Origin of the sequence: uncultured Methanobrevibacter sp. (genome assembly GCF_902770715.1) — an archaeon.
In the GTDB taxonomy this organism is placed as follows: Archaea; Methanobacteriota; Methanobacteria; order Methanobacteriales; family Methanobacteriaceae; genus Methanocatella.
This window is the reverse complement of record NZ_CACXTS010000013.1, coordinates 16,582-38,538: the sequence shown is the minus strand read 5'-3', so window position 1 is coordinate 38,538 and position 21,957 is coordinate 16,582. Positions and strand designations below refer to the sequence as shown.

The following is a 21,957-nucleotide window of genomic DNA, read 5'->3' as shown; positions in this document are numbered from 1 at the left end:
AAATAAGAATTTATTTCCTAAAAAGTGAATTTAAAAAAAAGATTAAAAATCAATTATTTTAAAGATAAAGAATAAAAAAATAATTGTTTAAATTATAACATCCTACAAAGTGGTTTTGAAAGATGTCTCCTTGCAGAAACTGGAGTTTCATAAAACTGAGCATTTTTTAAAAAACGAGTTATCATAATAGGAACTTTTTTATCAGATTCAATTTTTCTTCCACATTTTTTGCATTTAAATCCCTTATTTTTACCAGCAGAAGTCATTCTTTTTCCACATTCGCAAATTGGATTTTTATATTCAATCTCATTTAATTTGATTACCTGAAACTTTTCAATATTGAAAGTGTTTTGCTCACCAATCCCGCCAAAAACTTTTATGATATCTCCAGGGCGCAAATGTGAAACGATTTTTCTAAAATTCTTTGTTGGTTCATAGGCGCCACATTCAATCTCCCCCGAATCATCTTGAATATAGAAGAACATATGTCCACCGTCGATGATTGTAGGTCTGTTTTTAACCTCACCCGTGACGCAGTAACATCCAAATTGTTTCATTGAAGCAATATTTTCTGCATTTTGTATATGCATATCAGTGTGTTGGTTTGTCTTGAAAATACACCAGTCCACAATAGGTTCATCGACTTTAACAATGCTTTTTGCTTTTTTTAATGCCTCAACAGTATTTGATCTGATTCCATATAAAACAGGGCACGGTGTTTTAGGCTCAATTGCAATGTAGTTTTCAGAATAGTCAATATTTTCAAAAGTGTCGGGAAAAGTCTCCTTATCCATTTCATAGACTGAATCATAGTCAATCTGCCTTTTGGTGCCGTAATTTTCACTGGACCTATATGCCAATAATTCAAAGGTGAAATCATCTAGAGGTAAGCTAATGGCCGCAATAGATCCGATAATGCCCCTTCCCTTTTTGAATTTATGAATTTCACACCCGACAGATTTTCCAAATTCTTCGGCTTCATCAATTGTTATGAACTCATAAATAGCCCTAAATGCATAATTTTCCATTTCCTCAGTTATTTCACCATCATAGAAAATTACTCCGGGATTTGTATTATCACAGTCAAACATGGATAATTTTTCAACTTCCGACAAAACAATCTGCTTGGCCAAACCGGCCTTATCATCGTTTGAAATCCTTAAGCTAACGCCCCCATTTCCACGAGTTTTAAATCGTGCAAAAGGATTCAAGCGGATTAGTCTTGGATAGTCCAATAATTCAATTCCGTTATCTTCAAACTTGTTTATAATCTGGCTTGCCAAATATGTTGTGCACATCCCATCGGGGGAATCTGTGTCATCTATTCCAATATGTAAAATATTAATTATAATCACCTTTAAACAAAAATATATTAGAGTTATAACAATATATATTTTAAACAAAGAGGTTATCTTATGTTAACTCGAGGAAACTTGTTACAGCAAATTGAAAAATTACTAATATCTCAAGGTTTTAAAACCTCCGATGTTTACGACCAGGGAGCATTTGATTTAGTAGCGAGAAAAAACTTGTTAATTTTACTTCTAAAAACTTTTTTGAATATTGACAGTATCAATGAACATAACGCCCATGAAATGAAGCAATTGGCCAATATATTCCTAGCATCACCGATTATCATAGGTGAAAAATCAAGAAACGGCATTCTTGAGGAAGGAGTTATCTATGAGCGTTATGACATTCCGACCATCGGCTTTGATACCTTCAAAAACATGATTGCCTATAATGAGTATCCTGAAATTCTGGCAGACCGTGGAGGATACTTCGTTAAAATTGACGGAAATGTTATAAAACAATACCGTGAAGAATATTCCATGTCCCTTAAAGACTTAGCTAGCCTAGCCCACGTGTCCAGGGCTACAATGTATAAATATGAAAATGGAATTGTCCGAGCAAATGCCGAAACCGCAATGATTTTAGAAGAAATTTTGAATACGAAGGTCACCCTCGACATTGATTTATTAAAACAGCCTCAACAAGAAAACATTGAGTACAGCGATGATGTTAATGACTTATCAAAACTGGGATACGGCGTCCTATCAACAAATAAAAGTCCTTTTGATGCCGTGGCAAAAATGAAAAGTTCGGATAAGCACTCACCATTAATGGCAAATGTTGAAAAAAACAGGACTGAAAAAACCTTGAAAAGAATGGCAATACCTTTAAAAGACTTATCAATGGTTACAACATCAGAACCTGTCTTCATAATTAATAACGATAAAATTAAAGAGTCAATCGGCACAATCCCCGTTATAAAATCCTGGGAATTGAAAGAATTTGAAAATTCAAAAGAACTATTGAAAATGATAAGGGAAAGAAAAGAGAACTAGAGTGATAATATGGAAAATTTACAGATTACCGGCATGGAAAACTATCCGATCAAATGGGTTTGCAACTTTAAAGGACAAAAAGCAATTGGAATATGTGGAAAAACCCAAAAAATAGCTATGTTTGCATCAGATGAAAGAGTTTCAAGAATCCTGGACGATATTGTGATTGGAACCGACGAAGTTCAAGAAGGATACGGATGTGAAGAAAAAGACAGATGCTGTAATTTCGAGTGTGAATACTGTGAAATTTCACCAAGACAATACCTGCAAATAACCGGTAAAAAACCATCCAATAAGAATATAACAGATCTGATAAATGGATTAATAGATTTGAACTTATCACTCGAAGCTGACGGCCACGTTCCATTTGAAGAATATGAAGTCGTTAAACTTTAATATTCTTTCAAAAGTGAAAAATCTTCAATAGCTTCATCTTTACTGGCAACACCCATACAGATTGCATCAACAAAATCAACATTTTTATAAAATGCAAAGGCCTCCTGCGGTTTTAAGACGCCTGTTGCCATAATTCTGGTGGCTATTATTTTTTTATTTAACTTGACTATTTTTTCTATAAATCCCTGCCTTTGAGAGGCATTGAATGCGCTGATATCCATCATGTATGAAAGACTGTTATATGGAATCATATAAAAATCAAACAGATTCATGTCTAAATTTTCCGCAACCAAATCTGATGTTTTTGATGGAAATGCGGTTACAAGGCCTGAAAGAGACCCGGCATCATTAATCCTATTCAAAATTTTTGATGTCAATGCCCAGTCATAAGCATCAGTTATAAACTCGTCAACAAGCATCACCGGACAGTCATACTGACTAAATAAATCAATATCCTCATCCCAATCCACTTCTTTTGCAACTTCATAATTTGGATTCAAATAGTCGACATCGCTTTTGCCAACAGTTGCAATGACTTTCATTTCACATCCTTCAGAAACTGCAAGATCGTATGCTTTAAGTAGATTATCATCATTGACAAGATTGATAGCTCTGATACCTTGGTTATATGATTCAATTATAACTTCAGCAATATTTTGAGGATTATTGTATAAATTATCCAGGTATAGCCTGAATCTATGGCCGAAATACAGTTCTGCCATGAACGGACCATAACCTAAAATAGCTTGCGGAATGGATTTGCCTTTATATTCAAAATCCTCAAAAAACATCATATCACTATTCCTTTTCAACTACAACAGCAGTTCCGTAAACTAAGATTTCCTGCATTACATCAGATATCTCATTTGAGTCAAATCTGATTGCTACAATTCCATTGGCGCCCAATTCCTTTGCATGTTGAATTGCCCTATGTAATGCTTCCTCTCTTGATTCTTCCATCATCTTAACATATTGGGTGATTTCCCCACCGAAAAGAGATTTGATACCGGCACCAATTTGTCCGCCAGCACCTCTGCTTCTAACGGTTAAACCATAAATAAATCCTTTAGTTTCAACAATTTTAAATCCCGGAATGTCGTTTGCAGTTGAAATTGCAAATTCGTCAACAGATACCATTTTTATACCTCACTAAATTTTAATATTTACAAGTTTATGTTAAATTATATTTAATAGTATCTAAATGCAGAAAAATGTGATATTTATATTTAATTTTAAATATTATAAAACACATAAATTTAAGTAATATTTATTATTAAATATTCATTTCAAATTAACAAATTATGGTGAAAAAATGAAAGTACTTATTGCTGATGCTATTAACGAAAAGGGTATTGAAAATTTAAAGGAAGTAGCTGAAGTTGTAGTAGATACAAGCATTACTCCTGAAGAATTGGCAAATACCATCCACGAATACAATGGAATTATTGTAAGAAGCCGTACAAAATTAACTGCTGATATTATCGAAAAAGCAGACAATTTGCAGATTATTGCAAGAGCTGGTGTTGGAGTGGACAACATTGACCTTAATGCTGCAACCGAAAAAGGTATTATGGTTGTAAACTCACCTGAATCCACTTCCGTTACAGTAGCAGAACATACAATGGGATTAATTTTAAGTATGGCCCGTAAAATTTCCATTGCAGACAAATCTGTAAAAGAAGGCAAATGGGAAAAGAAAAAATTTATGGGTGTTGAACTAAGAAACAAAACCCTTGGTGTAATCGGAATGGGAAGAATCGGTTCACAAGTTGTTAACAGATGTAAAGCATTTGGAATGGATGCTATGGCATATGATCCATACTTGCCTGAAGAAGTCGCTAAACAAATGGGAGTGGCTTTGACCGATTTGGATACTGTGCTTCAAAATGCAGACTTCATCACTATTCATGTACCTCTTACACCTGAAACCAAACACTCCATTTCCACAGAACAATTTGAAATAATGAAAGATAGTGCATTCATTGTCAACTGTGCTCGTGGTGGAGTCATTGATGAAGACGCATTATATGATGCATTAGCAAATGATAAAATTGGTGGTGCTGCACTAGATGTATATGAAGAGGAACCACCTGCAAAAGATTCAAAATTATTCGAACTTGACAACATCGTATTAACTCCTCATATTGCTGCTTCAACCAAAGAAGCACAAAGAGACGCTGCAATTATCGTGGCTGATGAAATCATTGACTTAGCAAAAGGAAACACTCCTAAAAATGTGTTAAACATGCCACGTATTGATAGGAATACCTATGCAGAATTAGCTCCATACATGGAATTATGTGAAAAATTAGGTTGCTTCATCTCCCAAGGAGTTAACGGTAAAATTAAAGAAATTGAAATCGTTTACAGCGGAGAATTAGCTGAAATCGACAACCTTGAAATATTGACAAGAACAGTCATTCAAGGTGCTGTAAACCCATACTTAAGCTCCCCTGTTAATGCAGTTAATGCTGCTTTAGTTGCAAAAGACAGAGGAATTAGCATTACTGAAGGCAGAAAGAATAATGCTAAAGGATACGAATCATTGATTAAAGTTATTGCAAAAAGTCAGGATGACGTTTTCTCAGCTGAAGGAACTCAATTGCACGAAGCAAGAATTTTAAAAGTAAATGATTATTGGGTCGATGTTATCCCTAAAGGACACATGTTTATTGCAAAATATGAAGATGTTCCTGGAAGTATTGGAAAAATCGGAACTAAATTAGGCGAACATAATGTAAACATTGGAATTATGCAAGTTGGAAGAGATGAAAAAGGCGGTAAAGCTATCATGGTTCTAACTTTAGATAAAGAAATTCCAAAAGACGTAATCAAAGAAATCCAAGCTTTAGACAATGTTTATGAAGCTAATGGATTAGAATTATAAAAACAATTTTCACCATAATTGTTTTTATTTTTTTACTTTTTTTAAAAAAAAATAGAATTACTCTTTAAATTCCCTGAAAATTCTTTTTACACTGCCATCAGGGTTGAGCTCAATTTTAATAACTTGATTTGAAAATTGATTATTTGGAATAGAATTCATCTGACTCCTTTTTTCATATTCCTCATACTGATTTCTTTTTTCATCATTCAGAGTTTGGAAAAATTCATCATCATCCTCATCGAGAAATCCCGGTTTGAACTCATCATCATCCGTTAAGACATCATCTTCATCAAAGAATTCATAATGGTCATTATTTTCAGCAAGATAACTGTAATCCCCTACTGTATATTCTGCACTTTCACCATACCTGTCATAAGCCCTGAATGTTTCTAAAGAGTAAGGAAGACAGACAATCATGTGAAAATATCCGTGCCTTGAAAATGTGATTAAATCTGCATCAGAGGGTCTTGCACTTGGTCCTGGATGTGAGTGAACTGATCCAAAATATTTGGTGTTGATTGGAATCAATTCCGTGTGAACGACAGCACCAGTACCGCAGGTTTCGCCAGGGACAAATATTAATCCTGTGATATAGAGAATTTTATTCTTTATTTCGCCGTCAAAAAATGCCAGGAATTCATTTGGATAAGCTTTTTTTGAGTAATAAATTACGGATTCGAGAACTTCCCTATCTATTCTGACTTCTTTGAATTCTTCATCATTATTTCCAAGTATCTTTGAGATAAAACTCATTCAATCACCCCAATTTCCTTAAAGAATTCTTCACTGAATTTTGGAAGTTCCCAGTCTGTGTAGACATAACTTCTGTAGGAAGTTTGATTTTTATTTTCTTTTTTATTAAATCCTACGACTTTTTTATTTTTCCTATATACTCCGATGCCTCGTTTTTTGTAGGTTTCAATATCATTTAAGTTAATTCCATTCTGGAACAATAATTCATGTATGTCGCTTGAATTCATGCCTTTTATTTTATCATTTGCTTCAGTATTTGAGTACTTTGATTTGAGGTATGAAATTCCATGAGCGTTGACGCAATTCCTCCATGATTCATCCTGTCTCCATTTGAAGTATTTAATAATATCATCATTTAAGATTGGAATTATTCTTGAATCAAAAGAAGGTGGCTTTTTAAATTGAGTATTATAATGTATGACAAAAGAGCTGGAAGTAAAACTAGCGATTACAGAATTGATTTTTTCAATTCTGCCGTCAAAAGGAACTTTATCTAAAAGCAAGCTTATCTCATCTGAAAAAGTATAGACAAAAAGTGGTGAAAACTCCTTAAACAAATCTTCGCACACATTTGCAATTACCTGATAAAAATTTTCATCATATGGCTTGACAAGATTTAAATCCTGAGCCAACTGATGAAAGCTTCTGCCATCTAAGCGAATGATGATTTTTGAGTTTTTTGGAACTTTTAATGATGAATAAACTTCATACTCCTTCATTACGCTCCCACACTGATTGTTTCATTGAAACTTTTAAGCAATTTAATAGCTGAAAGTGCGGCCAACATGCTTGTTTTTGGATTTGCAGAACAAGGGAAATTCATAGTTCTTGTTTTAAACTCACCGAAGTCACCTTTGGCGGTTATTTCATGAACATTCCTATCGACATTTGGATCAACAATTATCTTTACATCAATGTCCCTTTGGCATGCAATACTGATTGTTGCAGCAACATTGATGTTCAACGGGAACTCTTTTACTGCTTCGGAAGCTTTACCCTCAAACAATACCTCTTCCCTGTCAATGTCCTTTCCAAGAGATTTCGGAGATTTGCGGGTTACGAGACTAACTTCCTTAAGGCCAAACTTGGCGACAGCCTTTATTCCATCAAGACCAACAATTGCCCCTGAAGGCAAGTGAACTCTTGCATTGTTGTCTTTAGCAATTTTTTCAATTCTTTGATAAAAATCCATATCCATAAATGCGCCAATGCTCATTACAATCATGTCGCATCCTTTTTCTAAGACTTTAGGTGCAAATTCCCTGACTGAATCTGGAGAAGCTGATTCCAAGACCAAATCGACATTATCAACCATCTCATCAAAATCAAGTACGGCAACACCGCCCGCTAAAGTCGCCAAATTTTCCGCTCTTTCAATATCCTTATCAAAAAAATAATCAATATCGATTCCGTTATCCTCTGGAACTATGCTTGTTGTAATGATATTAGCAATAGCTCCACAGCCTAAAATACCTACTTTCATAGTATCACGCTAAAAAAAAGTTATAAAAAAAAGAATTCATGAAAGATTAATTATAATCTTTCAGCATCAAATTGGACTTGAGTTTCTTGTGGTTGAGTTTCAGGTTGTTTTGGAGGTACAGCTTCAGGGATTTGTGGTTCAGGAGCTACTTTTTTAATATCCCTTGGGTTTATTAACATAATATCTCCAATAGCTTGAACTTTATCAAAGTCCACAGTCAATAAATCACTTTGGAAAGACCTCATATCATTTTCTTCAGGCATTTCTCCACGAATACTTCCCAAAAATGTATTAATAACTCCAGTAGGTTTTCTTTCTTGTTCAATTGCTCTTACTTGTAATTTTGAAATAGTTCCTAATCTAATATTAAGAATAACATCTTCTACACGACCAACATAATGACCTGTGTTGGTATAAATATCTAAACTGCGTAATTTTGAAACTTCTACCATTTTTACACCACAACATAAATAATAGTTAAATAAATATGTATAAATTTATTTTATTGTTAATATAAATAGTTTTTGTTTTTAAAAGTTTAAAATCGGCTTATTTTACAAAAAATTTATTAAATTATAAATTTAAACTATAAAATAGATAAAAAGGAGACTTCAAATGTGGGATACAACAAAAGATTATAGAATTTTGGTAGCAAGCAAAGCAAGGGAAAATTATATGAATCTTATTCCAACAGCTTCATTCAGAGGAAGCTGGAATAAAAAACAAGCTATTGATATGGGAAAGCAGATGAACAGTGATTTTCAATCATTGACCTATTCATACCTTGAAGGAGATGAATTGGTAAACTCTCCAGATGTTGCTGCATTAAAAGAAAAAGCAGAAAAAATTATCGAATATTTGGGAGGTCCCGACTGGAATAAGAAATTCTTAAGCAATGCACCCAAAGAAGACAGGGAAAAGACCCAGGAAAATATTGCAAAAGTAAGATTTTTCCTAGACACAATTATCGGTTTGAAAGACAGATTGGCATTAGGCTCCATCAATGATCCCATTATGGGGGTTGACATCAAAGTTGGAGAGGTAATGAGCGTTACAAAACATCCGAAAAACGATAATCTCTTAATTTGTAATGTTAATCTTGGAAAACGCGCAATAACAGTTGTCACTAACGATTTGAATGTTAAAGATGAAAATAAAGTTAGCGTCTCCTTACTCCCACCGCAGGCATTCAGTGACATTGTAAGTGAAGGAATGTTTCTCGGAATGGATGGAAGCATCCTCAAGGATGTTGGTGGAGAACTTGGTGAAATGCCTAAAGGAATACCAATGGAATCCCTCAACGAAACACGCAACCTTGTCGAAAATTATCTAAAATAAGTTCAATATACTTATTTTTTCTTTTTTTATTATCAAATATGATTTCAAAGAAGGAAATCCTACCTTAAATTCAAACCAATCAATTTTGTCTTGGTCATCTCTTCAACTGCATATTTTATGCCTTCTTTTCCAACACCACTGCTTTTAAATCCTCCAAACGGCATGTTATCTGTTCTGAAAGTGGATTGCTTATTCACAAATACGGTTCCTGCTTCAATTTCCTGAGCGCATCTCATTGCAAGGGCATAATCATTTGTGAATACTCCCGCCTGCAAGCCATAATCTGTTTCATTGGCTACCTTAATGGCTTCATCAACATCATTGACGCGAATTATAGGTGCAACCGGGCCGAATGTTTCGTTAATGACCAAATCCATTTCAGGTGTGACATTATCGATTACTGTAGCTTCATAAAATGCACCGTCACGAGTGCCCCCAGTCAATATTTTTGCACCATCACTGACTGCATTGTTTACTGTTTCCTCAACCTGCATTGCTGCATTTTCGGATATCAATGTTCCCAGGGTAGTTTTACTATCTGAAGGGTCCCCCATGACTAATTTTTCAGTTTCACAAACCAATTTTTCTACAAATTCATTGGCAATGCAATTATCTACGATGATTCTTTTAACACCCATGCAGACCTGTCCCGCATTTAAGAATGCGCCGTTGATAACGCCTTTGACCGCTTTGTCAATATCTGCATCAGCAAAAACAATCATCGGATCGTTTCCACCAAGCTCCAAAGTTACCTTTTTCATTCCCGCTTTCTGTGATATCATCATCCCAGTTGTTATGCTTCCCGTAAATGAGATTTTATTAATGTCAGGTGATGTTACAAGATGGTCTCCAACTTCTGACCCATATCCGGTTACAGTATTCACGACCCCATCCGGAAATTCTTCATTCAATAGTTCACAAAATTTCATTACTGTTAACGGAGCCTCAGTTGGCGGTTTTACAATTACAGTATTTTTACATGCTATTGCAGGTGCAATCTTATGGATTGTTAGGTTTAGCGGATAATTAAATGGAGTAATGGCCGCAACAACCCCCAATGGCAAACGCTGGGTGAAGGCGAAAAATCCTTTGCCGTTCAAACCTGCATCCAAGGGCACACTTTCCCCATAGATTCTTTTTGCTTCTTCTGCAGCCAACTTCAATGTTTCAATGGATCTGTCAAGCTCAACCAAAGATTCGTTAATAGGCTTTCCAACCTCTGATGTCAATAATCCAGCAAAATCTTCACGGTTGGCCTTCAATTTTTCAACAACATTGAACAATTTATTTGAAACTTTAAAAGCAGACATTTCACATAAACTTTCTTTGGCCTTATTTGCTTCGGCAATTGCCAAATCCACAGTTTGTCTATGGGCAATTGGCACCGCATCTATTACTTCACCATTGTAAGGGTTAACTACATCTTCCAAATCTTCACTTGAAATGTGTTTTCCGCCAATCAACATATCCATTTTATCACCTTAATCTAATATTTATATTAAAAGCAATAAATATTCACCCATGCAGACAACTAGATTTGAAACATTTTTCGATGCAATTCTGGCAATCATCATTACAGTTCTAGTTTTGAAAATCCCTCAGCCGGCATCACCTACGTTGGGAGCTTTGTTTGAATTATACCCAATTTATATTGCTTATTTGATAAGTTTCTTAATATTATTCAACATTTGGTATGCCAACCATAACCTATTCCAGGTAGTTGATACAATTGACAACTTGTCTGTTTGGTTTTATGGGGCAATGACATTTGTTATTTCTCTTTTGCCCTATTTCACCATTTGGCTTGCAAATAATGTTTATTCCATTCCGGCAGAGACCATGTTCGGACTAATTTTTATTGTAACCCATATTTTAAGCACCTTGGCCACACGGGCAATTTACAGAAGCAACCCATATAATCAGGAATTAATGGACATTCATTTTGACTCATATTACATGAATCTGCCAGTTATAATTTTAATTATTGGGTTTATTTTAACTTACACAATTTACGTTCCAGGAATATATGTCTGCTGCTTATTATCAGTCATCATGTGGATTTTGCTTGGAAGATTACTCAGGAGGCATTATGATGGAAACTGATAGATTTGAAGCATTCATTGATGCAATTTTAGCAATTATAATTACAATCATTGTTTTGGAAATACCTCTTGCAAGCTCCGGCAGTTGGGAGGCACTTTATGAGTTAAGGTATGAATTCATAATTTATGCAGTCAGCTTTATTGTGTGTTTCAACTTTTGGAATTACAACAACAATTTATTCAGCATCGTGAATAAAATTGATTATAAGGTCATATGGACCATGGGAATAACATTATTCATATTTTCTCTCCTTCCATACTTTACAACCTTTGTTGGTGAAAACTTCCATCAGTTCATACCTCAATTCATATATGGATTGTGTTTTATAATAACAGCAATTTTATCCATGTTTATTGGCAAATCCATAAAAGAGGCGGATCCCGCAAACATTGCGCTGCAGCTTGCATTAAGCAACCATTATCCTATGTATGCAACAATCATTATAGTTTCAATAGGAATCATAATTGGATATTTCATATATCCTCCGGCCATCATTGCATGCTGTTTAATTTCAATTATCGGAGTATGGTTCATACCAAAAATCCAATATTATTTGAAATGAAGTGAGAGGTGCATTTCAAGTGTAAGTGCTTGAGATGCTTACTTTTTTTAAATTATGTGCAAAAATTACTTTTTTTAGATATTTACAAGTTATTTACAAATATTTCAAATTTTAATTGGTGAAAACATGAAATAAGAAAATTGAATTTTTAAATTGAGGAATCTGGAAAAAATCTTGAGTTACTGGGAAGAAAATTTTTTCCAATAATTTTGTAAACATGGTTTAAATCAATAATATCTGCTTGAAAAAGGTTTGATTTGACATATAATTTTTTATTAGCATTTATAAAGACAATCATAAATGTAAAAGTCCTAGTTTGAAAAAATAAGAAAATTTTAAAAAATCATACTTATAACTCAAATTTTAATAATTTTTTGAGCCAACTAAAGTAATATGATTTAGCAATGAAGGTAATACAAAAAAATTAAATTTCGAAAAAACGGATTAACATACCTTGAACAGGGAAATAAATTTCAACAATAGCCCCCTCAATAAGAATAATATAATTTTATGGCAAAAATATGGAATTCCTAAGAAAATTATTATTTATTGGAAAAAAATTAAATTCAAGAAAAAGCATGAAAAAAGTTTATTTAACTAAATTTAAAAGAAAATCATCACAATGAAGAAATAATGCTATTTAATTAATGTAAAATTAAAATAAAAAGATTAAAAATTGAAGTGAAATGCACTTCCAAACTAAAAATTATTTAAAATATTTCCCAAGATTATTTAACTGATTATTGAATTCATTGACTTCCTTTGATGAAATTTCACTACTTAAATCATCCATATAATTATTATACATATAAATAACCAACAAAACCACAACCATTATTCCACCAAAGAGCAAAATCAGTTCTGCAGATGCCTGACCAGTTTCATCCATTAAAATCCCCCCATAAGAAGATTTCCACCAAAAGTGGAAATCATGTAAAAAATTCCGAAAGATGCTGCTGCCAAAGGCAGTGAAAACTTAATTCCTTTTTTAACCTCACCATACATTATGATGCTAATAATAAAAGCAACTAAAACAGAATGAATAATCAGATAAATCTCACCTGCAATTGGGGCTGTTATGATAATCTCCGATTCCATTCCATAGCTTTGCATAAATCCGGAATATACACTCACCATACCAATCGCAAAGGGTGTTGCAACAACAGCTGAAATTAACAAAAACATGACCGACATCATAACGGCAGATTTTCTCTCGCGTTTAAGCGCCATCAAATCCCTCAAATCATCAGAAACATCAGACAATACTGTTGAAATGCTTGATCCGGATTTTCTTCCATCAAGAATAATGCCAAAAATCCTCTCCAATTCTTTGGATTTCAAACGTTTAGCCATTGCTCGCCAAGCATCATCAAAATTGCGGCCCATACGAATTTCAATAATCGTCCTGCGCATTTCGTCGTATAGTGGCCCTTCACCGTACTGTGACATGTCCTCCATTGCATTTTCGAAGCTTAAACCAACTTGAAGCATGCTTGAAAGCTGTCTTAGAAAGTCAGGGGCAGTACGTTCTATTTCCTGTGCTCTTTTTTCCTGCTGGACAATGACATATGTGAAAAGACCAGGAATAACAAAAAATGGCAAAATCCACACTGACAACGGTAGGTTTATAGTTGTCACCATTATTGTCAGTGCAATTTCACTCACCACTATGAAAATTATAATTATTGCTAAAACTTTACTTACTTCTGTAAAAATGGCTCCACTTAGCAAAAATTCCTGCAATATAGATAATTGCTTTTCAGGGACAATATTATCCAAAAATATTGCTAAATTATTTATTATTTTAAATTTCATAAAATAATATTAGACTTTAAAGCATATAAAGTGCCAGTTGTCTTTCAAAACAATTTAGCAAACAGGAACCAAAATTAATTTTGATTAATTGTGTATACCTTAAGACAGACAGTTTTATTTTTGAGACTTATATCATTCCATGATTGTCCGTCACCGCTTACAAGGCTCATTCCCGGAACATAGTGCTGTCTTGAAAAAGCCTGGTACGGAACTGCATTATTCTTAAATACAACCTTAAAATTATCGCCGGTTTTAATCGGAACATATTTGTCCAAAACGATTGTCTTGAATCCCGCAAACTCACTGGTTCCGTTTTGGGAATGCATCAAATTGCCGTTGACTTGAACTTCCGCCAACTTTTAAGAAGTTGGGGATTCTCGATTTTTTAACATGCTCTTTGTTGAGTGGAATGTTAATACTTTCGAGCCGATACCCGCACACCGCAGGCCATGACAATCCCAATATGAAATTGTCTTTATTATTTTTTCTCGGATTAATCTTAATCCTTCATTTTTTATATTAATACTTGCATTTAAGTCCCTATCATGATGTTTTCCACATACCGGACAGATCCAATCTTCTTCACCTAATTCCAAATCATGGTATTGATATCCGCAGTTGCTGCATTTTTGGCTTGAAGGAAAAAATCTTCCCACCTGAATTATTTTACGATTATTTCGCTCTGATTTGTATTTTAATTGTCTTATTATCTCGTATAATGATATGCGGTGTAATTTTGGAGCCCAATGCTTATTTTTAAACCATCCTTTTATGTTTAGTGTTTCTAGTACTATTACCTGATTGTTTTTAACTATATGGTGTGTGATTTTGTGATATTGGTCGTTTTTCTTGTTGATTTTCTTGTTCAATGCTTGCCAGTATCTTTTTTGAGCTATACAATAATTTTTGCTTCCCGGTTGTTTTTTACTCATTTCACGCTGATAATATTTAACGTTTTTCTCTTCTCGTGTTAAATCAAATTCTTCGATTTTTAAACCATTGCTGCAGGTTAATGGTCTTCTAATACCCATATCAATGCCAACGGCTTCAAAACAGTACTTCAAGAGAGTATTTATCGTGTTTATGTTTATTATTCCTATGTATATGCCATTTTCGTGTTTGATTGTTATGTTGTTGATTTGGGATTCCTGTATTTTTTGTTTATGTTCTTTACTGGTTTTGAATTTGATTTTACCGATTGTCGGCATTTGTATTCTGTTTTTTCGTTCATTTAAGTGGATGTTATTGTTGTTGGCTTGTATTCTAAATGAGATATTGGGATTTTTTTCTGATTTGAATTTTGGAAATCCTCGCCCTTCTTTCTTATGTTTATTATATGCTTTTATAAGATCCCGGTAAACCTGCTGTCGGCTGCTGGATTCACTTTTTTCAAGGAATGGATATTCGTTTTTTAGTTCTTTGAGAATATTGTTTAAGTTTTTCTGTGTTGGTTTCACGTTTTCATATTTTATTTTTACAAGCAGTTTATTCCAAATAAAGCCCCTATTGCCAATATTTTGATTAATTATCTTTTTCTGCTCATCCGTAGGGTATAATCTAATCTTGACTGCTTCAGTTACATCTTGTTTTCCCCCATAATAGTTATTTTCATCAATACAACTTGACATGTTTACTATATTAGCAAAGAGCACATATAAAGAAAGTGATAGAGCATTTGAAAAGTATTCTGATTACCAATGAAAAATTATAAATTATATTCTTATTATTTTTCTCGTTGTCGTTCAATATACTGACGAATAGTTTCAATATTTGCTCCACCAGTTGTTGTAATAAAATAACCTGTTTTCCAAAATGCACTTTTCCATAAACTCTTTTTTATAACTGGATACTGTTTTTTTATCATTCTGCTACTTGCACTTTTATAAGAATTAATGAATTTAACCAAATTAGTACTTGGTTTGGCTTCAAATAAAATATGAATATGATCAACCTCCCAATTCGCTTCTTTAACTACAATACCATATTTAAAACCTATATCTTCAAAAATAACCATAAGTGAATCAAAAATATCCTCATTAATAACCTTTCTACGATATTTAATAACCAATACCAAGTGATAAGTTAACATGTATACTGAATGCTGATTCCTATTCAAAATACTACCCATAATAATTATTATAAGAAAATAACTATTTAAAAGTTAATAAAAAAATAGTATACCCAACTTGCAATTCATCCACAACTTACAGAAGTTGTGGTATTCTTGCATCATTTAGATAAAAATTTGATTGAAAAACTATTTAAATTTTATAAATTTAAAAAAAGATATAAAATAACATCCATGATAATCACACATTTTTTGTAAAGAATAATTCACTGATAAATTTATATGTTTATATATTAAAAATTTAAATGAAACAGAAAAAAAGTGGGGAATTTTATGAGATATATACACAAACATGATTTGTTAATCATTGCCAGAAATTCCGGATTTTTAATGATTGGAATTGGAGTAATGTGTTTAGTCCCCATTATAGTCGATTTGATGTATGTCGAATACACACCACTTGGTTTCTTCATACCTGCTTTAATATCAATATGCACAGGTTTCATTCTTACGGAAGCCCTAAAGAAATACGATACCGGCAAAATACGCCCAAAGCATGGGATGATTATATCAGCATTGTCATGGCTATGGGCATGCATTATTTGCGGCCTGGTACTTTATATTGTTACAGACATACACATAATAGATGCCATTTTTGAAAGTATGTCCGCTTTAACTGGCAGTGGAATTACAATATATAGCGATGTGGAATCCCTACCGCACAGCATATTATTTTTCAGAGCATTGCAACAATGGATTGGCGGTTTGGGAATTATAGTTATGATAATCTCATTTTTAATAAAGCCCGGAACCGCATCATATACATTATATCAGTCTGAAGCTCGTGAAGACCAGCTTAAGCCATCCACAAACTCCACAATCAAGGAATCCTTCAAAATTTATTCTATATATACCTGTTTTGGAATTATTGCGTATACGCTTGCAGGAATGCCCCTTTTTGATTCAGTTTGCAATACATTCTGCATTATCTCAACTGGAGGAATGAGCGTGAAAAACGCGAATATTGGTTTCTACAATAATGAACTAATTTATTTCATAACTATTATTTTGATGATATTGGGAGCTACAAGCTTTTTGGTTCATTATAATTTTATTAAAACACGTGGAAAATCATTAATTCGGGATTTGCAGTTTAAGGTAATGATTTCATTGATAGCGGTTTCATCATTATTGATATATTATACATCAACTATCATTCCAATGGACATGTTTTTTACTGTAGTTTCAGCCATTACAACAACCGGAGCAAGCATTCCAAATTCTGTTACAATGGGCGGATGGCCATCATTTACTATTTTAATTATAATGACCCTGATGCTTATTGGCGGTTCCACTGGATCTACTGTAGGTGCAATCAAATTACTGCGCATCATTACATTTGCAAAAGGAATATATAAAAATTTACGTGAAATTCTGTCTCCCGAAGGCAGAGTCGTTAAAATGAAAATTTCTGGTAAAATCCTTCCTGAAAAAGTTGCAACAGCAAGTGGAAACTACATAACCCTTTATTTCATCTGTATTTTAATTACCTGGTCATTATTATGTCTATACGGCCATGATCCATTCAATTCATTATTCTTCACAATGTCCATGCAGGGTAATGTCGGTTTGGAAATAGGGCAGATATCACAAACAATGGAATTGCCATTGAAAGCCATTGGAATATTCAATATGTGGACTGGAAGACTTGAAATTTATCCAGTATTAATCACATTTAGAGCATTTTTTGAAATATTTAAAAAATGACCAATTAAAAAAAAAAAAAAAAAAATTAAATTACTTTAGATATGATATCAGCATTTCCTGTAATCTGAACGCTTTTTCCATCTTGAGCATACAGGAATGTAGCCACACCATCAGATTCACTATAGAATCCTTCTGTATCGTTGATTGTTTTTTTAGCAAATCCATCCTCATCAGGATTTAATGACTCTGTAGTGAAGTTTTTATCCTTGGCGAAGATTACTTGAAGATTGAGCAAATCCCCATCTTCATTCAAATACTGATAATTACTTAAAGTAACTTCCATATTCCCTACAGAAAGTGTATCATTTTCTTTTCTAATATCTTCTTGTTCCCCATAACCTTTAGGAACATTAAAGTCAATTCCATCAATGGTTACTGTTGTATCTTCACTGAATGGAGTGATTTCCAATGCGCTTAATATGCTGACATCATCATCAGCCGCTGATACAAAACCAATTGATATTATTGCAATTGCAAAACCAATTATTAATAAATGTTTAAAATTCATAATATCACATCATCCATATTAAATAATAGATCTTCATTTAAATTTTTACGTTTATTGATAATCCCGCATCATAAGAAAAACTCATGACTTATACTCCCATTTTAAAATGTAAAATTAATACTACTTATAAATTACCATAATGAAGAATTTCAAAGAAAAAATGAGAAATGCTATAAATTCCTTAGCTAAGATTAGACATATCTTCTAAATATATATGCAAGAATCGATCCTGCGAAATTCTGCCAAACGGAATAGAGAGCTCCAGGAACTGTTGCCTGAGACAAACTCGGGAAATGAGTCTTTGCAAGACCTGTGGACAAACCTGAATTTTGAAATGCAAGCTCAATTGCAACAGTGATAATTTGTTTTCTGCTCATTCCGGCCAAATAGCCTACTGCAAATCCGAGAAGCATTGCAAGGAAATATTGTACAATAATGACTATGATGATTATTGAGGAAGAAGTTAAAATAGCATGTTTATTGACACCAATTACTCCAGCAACAATTAAACAAATTACAATTGAAGATAATGCCGGCAAATAATCCTTTAATTTCTCACAGAAATCTGGGAATTTGTAATTCAATATCAGACCTAAAATGATAGGTATTATCACAATTTCAATAATTGAAATGAACATGTCGACCGGACTGAAATTAATCTGATTGCCAATCAGGAATAATGTGATTATTGGAGTTAATATCGGTGAAATAATAGTGGATACGGCAGTTAAGGAAACTGATAGCGCCACATCCCCCTTTGCAAGAAAAGTGATTACATCGGATGCTGTTCCACCAGGCACAGTTCCTACCAGAATAAGACCAACTGTCAGCGCGGTGTTTAGGGAAAAGACACTTGCAAGAGCCAATGCCAGGAGGGGCATTATGAGGTATTGTGCTGAAATCCCAACAGCTATTTCCTTTGGATTTTTAAATACGTTAACGAAGTCATCGACTTTCAAAGTGGTTCCCATTGTAAAAAGAACTATGCTTAAAAGCAGATTTAATATGCTTATTCCATTATATTCGCTTAAAACCCAATTAAATAAGCTTGGATAAATTAACGAAATGACAACAGCAACCAATATGATTATAAAAAAATATTTTTCAATTAATTTAAAAATCCTTTTCATACTATAATATATTGATATAATCTATTAAAAAAATATATGCCCCTTATTCAGAATAGCTGATTTTAAATGCAATTGTACACTTTAAATGATTAAATAAGGTTATTAACTATAAATAATTAAAAAATCAAATTAAATAATAACTAAACAATATATCGGTGATATTGAATGGAATATGAAATAAAGGGAGGTGCATTTCCTATTGTAATATGCACCTTGCAAAAAGGAGAAACCATGAAGAATGAAACTGGAGCCATGGCTTTCATGACTTCAGACATGAAAATGGAAACAAGTACCGGCGGAGGCCTATTAAAGGGTCTTGGAAGGGCATTGGCCGGAGATACATTATTCTTAAATTTCTTTACAGCACAATCCGACAACGAACAAATCGGATTTTCAGCCTGCACCCCTGGAAAAATCATGTCTATAAGGCTGGATGGGTCACGCACAATTATCGGTCAGAAAAATGCGTTTTTAGCTGCAGAAGACAGTGTTGATGTGGACATTTTCTTTAAAAAGAAACTTGGAGCAGGATTATTTGGTGGAGAAGGTTTTGTACTCCAGAAATTCAGTGGAAATGGAATGCTATTCATAGAAATTGACGGAGAAGTTATTGAAAAAGAATTGCAACCAGGAGAAAAATTGCTTCTAGACCCAGGACACATTGCCGCAATGGACGAAAGCATTGATTTTGATATAGAAAGAGTGAAAGGAGCTAAAAACATATTGTTCGGAGAAGGATTATTCTTTGCAAAATTAACAGGGCCTGGAAAAGTATGGATACAAACCATGCCAATCAGCAAATTAGCTGCAGCATTAATTCCATTCTTGCCGACAAGCTCCGGATCCGACTGGGACTTTTAGTATAGACAATTGAAAAAAATGGAGAATAGCAATGGGAAAAACTAGAGTTGAATGGATTGACCTTGTACGTGCAATTGCGATTTTGACTGTATTGTACATTCATGCTACAGATGGAATCTTCATCATTTCATCTGATGCAATAATGAATTATACAATTTATTCCAGAATATTTAATTTTATATCCCTGTTTATTGGTCGTATTGGGGTTCCATTCTTTTTAATGATTACGGGTTATCTGTTACTTGATAGAACTTATGATGATGAGAGAGTTCGAAAATTTTGGACAAAAAACTGTAAAGGACTTATCATAATTACCATCCTTTGGTCAGTGATTTATGCTATAAGTTTGCAGTTCGTTACTGTTAAAAGCGGCCAAGTTAACTTTTCAGAAGCTGGAAACTTATTTTTCAGCCATATGTGGTATATGCCGATGATTATTGGAATGTATCTCTCAATGCCATTTGTTTCCGCCGCTCTTGAAAAATTCGATGCAGAAACCATTTGGCAAGCAACAATAGTATTTTCACTTTTAGCATTCCTGCTGCCGTTTGTTACAACAGTATTGGCCATGCAGGGTATTGAAAATGTTAACATCCAATATTGTCTTGGATTCAGTGGTGGAATTTATGGAATTTATATTATCATCGGATATCTGACTAAAAAAGGATTATTCAAAAAGTATTCCTCCAATAAACTGAGAATACTTGCAATCATATCATTTTTAATATGCGTAGTCTTCCAGTATTATGCATTTGTCAGAGGATACAACTTCTTCTTATGGTATGAATTCCCATTCATCTTAACTGGATCATTTGCATTATTTGAGCTTTGTTCAAGAAGGGAAAAAGTTAGAGCTTATCCAATCGTATCATTTTTAGCAAAATATTCATTTGCCGTATTTTTAGTGCATAACCTATTTAGGTTACCGCTACTGCCTTTAGTTGTGCAATTACCATATACAGAACCGGTAAAAGCTTTAATCCTTTGGATTTTATTAATATTCTTCAGCTACTTGGCTACTGTAATAATCTATAGAATCCCAAAATTTGGAAAATATATCCTATACATGAGATAATTATTTAATTATCTCTTTTTTTATTTCTTTAAATGCGCTAATTGCTTCAGGTATAGGAAACAGCGGATAAATGTGGAACAATTCACTGCCTATGACCAGTTTTACATTAACACCATCATTTTTTAGATTTTCAACATACTTTTCAATGTCCTTGCAGAAAATCTCATTTTCACCTACAAAAATTAGTGTATCCGGCAGGCCAGTATTATCTCCAAAAAGCGGGCTTACCCTATAGTCCTGGGCGTTCAAGTCACCAGCCCATGATTTTCCAATTTCCCTAAGACCAATTTCGCCCAAAATAGGATCATTTTCACTGTCATAAGGCAGATTGCTCATTGAAACATCCACCCATGGTGAAAAGGTTATTGTTTTATTGGGCTGGGGCAAATTTACCGTTTTTAGATATTGGCAAAAGGAGTAAACGAATCCTCCGCCTGCTGAGTCACCCATCAATATCAAATTATTTTTCATAATCAATTTTTTATACAATTCGACAATCACATCAAAAGTTTGCATCGCTTTACTTGAAGGAGCGAGAGGGTAAACAGGTGCAAGCACATGAGCATTTAATTTTCTTGATAGCAAAAAGCAATATAACAAATGTTGATAATTTATTTCACCAACAAAAGCTCCGCCATGTATGTATAAAATAGTGTTTTCAGCATTTTCATCCCCAAAAGTAAAGACTTGAGTTCCATTGAAATCCCTGCTTTTGAAAATACCCCCAGGAGGTTCATTATCTGATGGATTCTTTAAAAAATAATCCGCCTTTTCCTTTGAATCCATATAATCAGGTTTAGTGAAACTCAAAATTGCCTCTTCAACTTTTGCAATGAGCGATTTTTTATCCCGCATGAATATTA

Annotated in this window: 25 protein-coding genes; 9 read left to right on the top strand and 16 right to left on the bottom strand. The window is 33.6% G+C overall.

From position 1 onward, the window contains the following. Window positions 1-92 precede the first annotated feature (92 nt). Complete coding sequence (locus QZU81_RS05505; protein ID WP_295590086.1) at window positions 93-1,355, bottom strand: tRNA(Ile)(2)-agmatinylcytidine synthase; 1,263 nt, start codon at window positions 1,353-1,355, stop codon at window positions 93-95. 60 nt (window positions 1,356-1,415) lie between these two features. Here QZU81_RS05505 and QZU81_RS05500 point away from each other — a divergent pair, with 60 nt between their 5' ends. Continuing rightward, on the top strand, window positions 1,416-2,348 hold the full coding sequence (locus QZU81_RS05500) for a transcriptional regulator (protein WP_292850264.1): 933 nt from the start codon (window positions 1,416-1,418) through the stop codon (window positions 2,346-2,348). A 9-nt stretch (window positions 2,349-2,357) separates the two neighbouring features. Continuing rightward, window positions 2,358-2,744: a hypothetical protein gene (locus QZU81_RS05495; protein WP_295590083.1), complete on the top strand. Its 387-nt coding sequence runs from the start codon at window positions 2,358-2,360 to the stop codon at window positions 2,742-2,744. On the opposite strand, the gene QZU81_RS05490 is transcribed toward QZU81_RS05495, so the two are convergent. After that, window positions 2,741-3,556 carry a hypothetical protein gene (locus QZU81_RS05490; RefSeq protein WP_295590081.1) on the bottom strand — a complete coding sequence of 272 codons (816 nt, stop codon included), beginning with the start codon at window positions 3,554-3,556 and terminating at the stop codon, window positions 2,741-2,743. The genes QZU81_RS05495 and QZU81_RS05490 overlap by 4 nt on opposite strands. Next, window positions 3,543-3,881 carry a heavy metal-binding domain-containing protein gene (locus tag QZU81_RS05485; protein ID WP_295590078.1) on the bottom strand — a complete coding sequence of 113 codons (339 nt, stop codon included), beginning with the start codon at window positions 3,879-3,881 and terminating at the stop codon, window positions 3,543-3,545. The genes QZU81_RS05490 and QZU81_RS05485 overlap by 14 nt, the downstream gene beginning before the upstream one ends. Before the next feature lie 175 nt (window positions 3,882-4,056). Here QZU81_RS05485 and serA point away from each other — a divergent pair, with 175 nt between their 5' ends. Then, window positions 4,057-5,631 (top strand): phosphoglycerate dehydrogenase, encoded by a 1,575-nt coding sequence (gene serA, locus QZU81_RS05480; protein WP_292850270.1) that lies wholly within the window; start codon window positions 4,057-4,059, stop codon window positions 5,629-5,631. 57 nt (window positions 5,632-5,688) lie between these two features. Here the strand turns inward: serA and QZU81_RS05475 are convergent, their stop codons facing one another. Genes QZU81_RS05475 through QZU81_RS05460 form a run of 4 tightly spaced genes read right to left on the bottom strand, consistent with a single transcriptional unit; the run spans window position 5,689 to window position 8,319 of the window. Continuing rightward, window positions 5,689-6,384, bottom strand: a complete 696-nt coding sequence (locus QZU81_RS05475; protein ID WP_295590075.1) for a Mov34/MPN/PAD-1 family protein — start codon at window positions 6,382-6,384, stop codon at window positions 5,689-5,691. Continuing rightward, window positions 6,381-7,103, bottom strand: coding sequence for a tRNA(His) guanylyltransferase Thg1 family protein (locus QZU81_RS05470; protein ID WP_292823617.1), 723 nt, complete (start codon window positions 7,101-7,103; stop codon window positions 6,381-6,383). Before QZU81_RS05470 ends, QZU81_RS05475 begins: the two co-directional genes overlap by 4 nt. Continuing rightward, the gene (locus QZU81_RS05465) at window positions 7,103-7,867 is read right to left on the bottom strand and encodes an aspartate dehydrogenase (protein ID WP_295590071.1); all 765 of its coding nucleotides are present in this window, start codon (window positions 7,865-7,867) and stop codon (window positions 7,103-7,105) included. The genes QZU81_RS05470 and QZU81_RS05465 overlap by 1 nt, the downstream gene beginning before the upstream one ends. 50 nt (window positions 7,868-7,917) lie before the next feature. Next, on the bottom strand, window positions 7,918-8,319 hold the full coding sequence (locus tag QZU81_RS05460; protein WP_292823623.1) for a PRC-barrel domain-containing protein: 402 nt from the start codon (window positions 8,317-8,319) through the stop codon (window positions 7,918-7,920). 163 nt (window positions 8,320-8,482) lie between these two features. Between QZU81_RS05460 and QZU81_RS05455 the strand changes: the two genes are divergently transcribed. Beyond that, window positions 8,483-9,205, top strand: coding sequence for a tRNA-binding protein (locus tag QZU81_RS05455; RefSeq protein ID WP_295590068.1), 723 nt, complete (start codon window positions 8,483-8,485; stop codon window positions 9,203-9,205). Window positions 9,206-9,264: 59 nt separating this feature from the next. Here the strand turns inward: QZU81_RS05455 and QZU81_RS05450 are convergent, their stop codons facing one another. Continuing rightward, window positions 9,265-10,677 (bottom strand): lactaldehyde dehydrogenase, encoded by a 1,413-nt coding sequence (locus QZU81_RS05450; RefSeq protein ID WP_295590066.1) that lies wholly within the window; start codon window positions 10,675-10,677, stop codon window positions 9,265-9,267. Between the two features lie 49 nt (window positions 10,678-10,726). Between QZU81_RS05450 and QZU81_RS05445 the strand changes: the two genes are divergently transcribed. After that, window positions 10,727-11,308: a TMEM175 family protein gene (locus QZU81_RS05445; protein WP_295590064.1), complete on the top strand. Its 582-nt coding sequence runs from the start codon at window positions 10,727-10,729 to the stop codon at window positions 11,306-11,308. Next, complete coding sequence (locus QZU81_RS05440; RefSeq protein WP_295590059.1) at window positions 11,295-11,870, top strand: TMEM175 family protein; 576 nt, start codon at window positions 11,295-11,297, stop codon at window positions 11,868-11,870. The genes QZU81_RS05445 and QZU81_RS05440 overlap by 14 nt, the downstream gene beginning before the upstream one ends. 706 nt (window positions 11,871-12,576) lie before the next feature. On the opposite strand, the gene QZU81_RS05435 is transcribed toward QZU81_RS05440, so the two are convergent. The 5 genes from QZU81_RS05435 to tnpA all read right to left on the bottom strand — a co-directional run bounded on the left by QZU81_RS05435 (window position 12,577) and on the right by tnpA (window position 15,813). After that, complete coding sequence (locus tag QZU81_RS05435; protein WP_295590056.1) at window positions 12,577-12,759, bottom strand: class III signal peptide-containing protein; 183 nt, start codon at window positions 12,757-12,759, stop codon at window positions 12,577-12,579. Further along, window positions 12,759-13,685, bottom strand: a complete 927-nt coding sequence (locus QZU81_RS05430; RefSeq protein ID WP_295590053.1) for a type II secretion system F family protein — start codon at window positions 13,683-13,685, stop codon at window positions 12,759-12,761. The genes QZU81_RS05435 and QZU81_RS05430 overlap by 1 nt, the downstream gene beginning before the upstream one ends. A gap of 74 nt (window positions 13,686-13,759) precedes the next feature. After that, complete coding sequence (locus QZU81_RS05425) at window positions 13,760-14,041, bottom strand: lectin like domain-containing protein (RefSeq protein ID WP_295590050.1); 282 nt, start codon at window positions 14,039-14,041, stop codon at window positions 13,760-13,762. Window positions 14,042-14,044: 3 nt separating this feature from the next. Beyond that, window positions 14,045-15,313 (bottom strand): RNA-guided endonuclease TnpB family protein, encoded by a 1,269-nt coding sequence (locus QZU81_RS05420; protein WP_295590048.1) that lies wholly within the window; start codon window positions 15,311-15,313, stop codon window positions 14,045-14,047. Between the two features lie 95 nt (window positions 15,314-15,408). Further along, a complete protein-coding gene (gene tnpA / locus QZU81_RS05415) occupies window positions 15,409-15,813 on the bottom strand; it encodes an IS200/IS605 family transposase (RefSeq protein WP_295590046.1) in 405 nt (134 codons plus the stop codon). Window positions 15,814-16,086: 273 nt separating this feature from the next. On the opposite strand from tnpA, the gene QZU81_RS05410 reads away from it, so the two are divergent. Continuing rightward, complete coding sequence (locus QZU81_RS05410) at window positions 16,087-17,520, top strand: TrkH family potassium uptake protein (RefSeq protein WP_292850309.1); 1,434 nt, start codon at window positions 16,087-16,089, stop codon at window positions 17,518-17,520. A 25-nt stretch (window positions 17,521-17,545) separates the two neighbouring features. Here the strand turns inward: QZU81_RS05410 and QZU81_RS05405 are convergent, their stop codons facing one another. Next, window positions 17,546-18,028, bottom strand: coding sequence for a hypothetical protein (locus tag QZU81_RS05405; RefSeq protein WP_295590043.1), 483 nt, complete (start codon window positions 18,026-18,028; stop codon window positions 17,546-17,548). Between the two features lie 191 nt (window positions 18,029-18,219). Then, complete coding sequence (locus tag QZU81_RS05400) at window positions 18,220-19,158, bottom strand: bile acid:sodium symporter family protein (RefSeq protein WP_295590040.1); 939 nt, start codon at window positions 19,156-19,158, stop codon at window positions 18,220-18,222. A 165-nt stretch (window positions 19,159-19,323) separates the two neighbouring features. On the opposite strand from QZU81_RS05400, the gene QZU81_RS05395 reads away from it, so the two are divergent. Both QZU81_RS05395 and QZU81_RS05390 read left to right on the top strand, forming a co-directional pair. Further along, window positions 19,324-20,019 (top strand): TIGR00266 family protein, encoded by a 696-nt coding sequence (locus QZU81_RS05395; RefSeq protein ID WP_295590037.1) that lies wholly within the window; start codon window positions 19,324-19,326, stop codon window positions 20,017-20,019. A gap of 31 nt (window positions 20,020-20,050) precedes the next feature. Beyond that, window positions 20,051-21,094 (top strand): acyltransferase, encoded by a 1,044-nt coding sequence (locus QZU81_RS05390; protein WP_295590034.1) that lies wholly within the window; start codon window positions 20,051-20,053, stop codon window positions 21,092-21,094. On the opposite strand, the gene QZU81_RS05385 is transcribed toward QZU81_RS05390, so the two are convergent. After that, window positions 21,095-21,949: an alpha/beta hydrolase fold domain-containing protein gene (locus QZU81_RS05385; protein ID WP_295590030.1), complete on the bottom strand. Its 855-nt coding sequence runs from the start codon at window positions 21,947-21,949 to the stop codon at window positions 21,095-21,097. Window positions 21,950-21,957 lie beyond the last annotated feature (8 nt).

What these genes read in the sequence shown, in the direction of transcription:
- QZU81_RS05420 (WP_295590048.1), bottom strand. Translation starts at nt 15,313, where the DNA reads ATGTCAAGTTGTATTGATGAAAATAACTATTATGGGGGAAAACAAGAT.
- QZU81_RS05455 (WP_295590068.1), top strand. Translation starts at nt 8,483, where the DNA reads ATGTGGGATACAACAAAAGATTATAGAATTTTGGTAGCAAGCAAAGCA.
- QZU81_RS05435 (WP_295590056.1), bottom strand. Translation starts at nt 12,759, where the DNA reads ATGGATGAAACTGGTCAGGCATCTGCAGAACTGATTTTGCTCTTTGGT.
- QZU81_RS05465 (WP_295590071.1), bottom strand. Translation starts at nt 7,867, where the DNA reads ATGAAAGTAGGTATTTTAGGCTGTGGAGCTATTGCTAATATCATTACA.
- QZU81_RS05410 (WP_292850309.1), top strand. Translation starts at nt 16,087, where the DNA reads ATGAGATATATACACAAACATGATTTGTTAATCATTGCCAGAAATTCC.
- QZU81_RS05450 (WP_295590066.1), bottom strand. Translation starts at nt 10,677, where the DNA reads ATGGATATGTTGATTGGCGGAAAACACATTTCAAGTGAAGATTTGGAA.
- tnpA (WP_295590046.1), bottom strand. Translation starts at nt 15,813, where the DNA reads ATGGGTAGTATTTTGAATAGGAATCAGCATTCAGTATACATGTTAACT.
- QZU81_RS05460 (WP_292823623.1), bottom strand. Translation starts at nt 8,319, where the DNA reads ATGGTAGAAGTTTCAAAATTACGCAGTTTAGATATTTATACCAACACA.
- QZU81_RS05400 (WP_295590040.1), bottom strand. Translation starts at nt 19,158, where the DNA reads ATGAAAAGGATTTTTAAATTAATTGAAAAATATTTTTTTATAATCATA.
- QZU81_RS05475 (WP_295590075.1), bottom strand. Translation starts at nt 6,384, where the DNA reads ATGAGTTTTATCTCAAAGATACTTGGAAATAATGATGAAGAATTCAAA.
- QZU81_RS05485 (WP_295590078.1), bottom strand. Translation starts at nt 3,881, where the DNA reads ATGGTATCTGTTGACGAATTTGCAATTTCAACTGCAAACGACATTCCG.
- QZU81_RS05405 (WP_295590043.1), bottom strand. Translation starts at nt 18,028, where the DNA reads ATGAATTTTAAACATTTATTAATAATTGGTTTTGCAATTGCAATAATA.
- QZU81_RS05395 (WP_295590037.1), top strand. Translation starts at nt 19,324, where the DNA reads ATGGAATATGAAATAAAGGGAGGTGCATTTCCTATTGTAATATGCACC.
- QZU81_RS05430 (WP_295590053.1), bottom strand. Translation starts at nt 13,685, where the DNA reads ATGAAATTTAAAATAATAAATAATTTAGCAATATTTTTGGATAATATT.
- QZU81_RS05445 (WP_295590064.1), top strand. Translation starts at nt 10,727, where the DNA reads ATGCAGACAACTAGATTTGAAACATTTTTCGATGCAATTCTGGCAATC.
- serA (WP_292850270.1), top strand. Translation starts at nt 4,057, where the DNA reads ATGAAAGTACTTATTGCTGATGCTATTAACGAAAAGGGTATTGAAAAT.
- QZU81_RS05495 (WP_295590083.1), top strand. Translation starts at nt 2,358, where the DNA reads ATGGAAAATTTACAGATTACCGGCATGGAAAACTATCCGATCAAATGG.
- QZU81_RS05390 (WP_295590034.1), top strand. Translation starts at nt 20,051, where the DNA reads ATGGGAAAAACTAGAGTTGAATGGATTGACCTTGTACGTGCAATTGCG.
- QZU81_RS05385 (WP_295590030.1), bottom strand. Translation starts at nt 21,949, where the DNA reads ATGCGGGATAAAAAATCGCTCATTGCAAAAGTTGAAGAGGCAATTTTG.
- QZU81_RS05500 (WP_292850264.1), top strand. Translation starts at nt 1,416, where the DNA reads ATGTTAACTCGAGGAAACTTGTTACAGCAAATTGAAAAATTACTAATA.
- QZU81_RS05470 (WP_292823617.1), bottom strand. Translation starts at nt 7,103, where the DNA reads ATGAAGGAGTATGAAGTTTATTCATCATTAAAAGTTCCAAAAAACTCA.
- QZU81_RS05440 (WP_295590059.1), top strand. Translation starts at nt 11,295, where the DNA reads ATGATGGAAACTGATAGATTTGAAGCATTCATTGATGCAATTTTAGCA.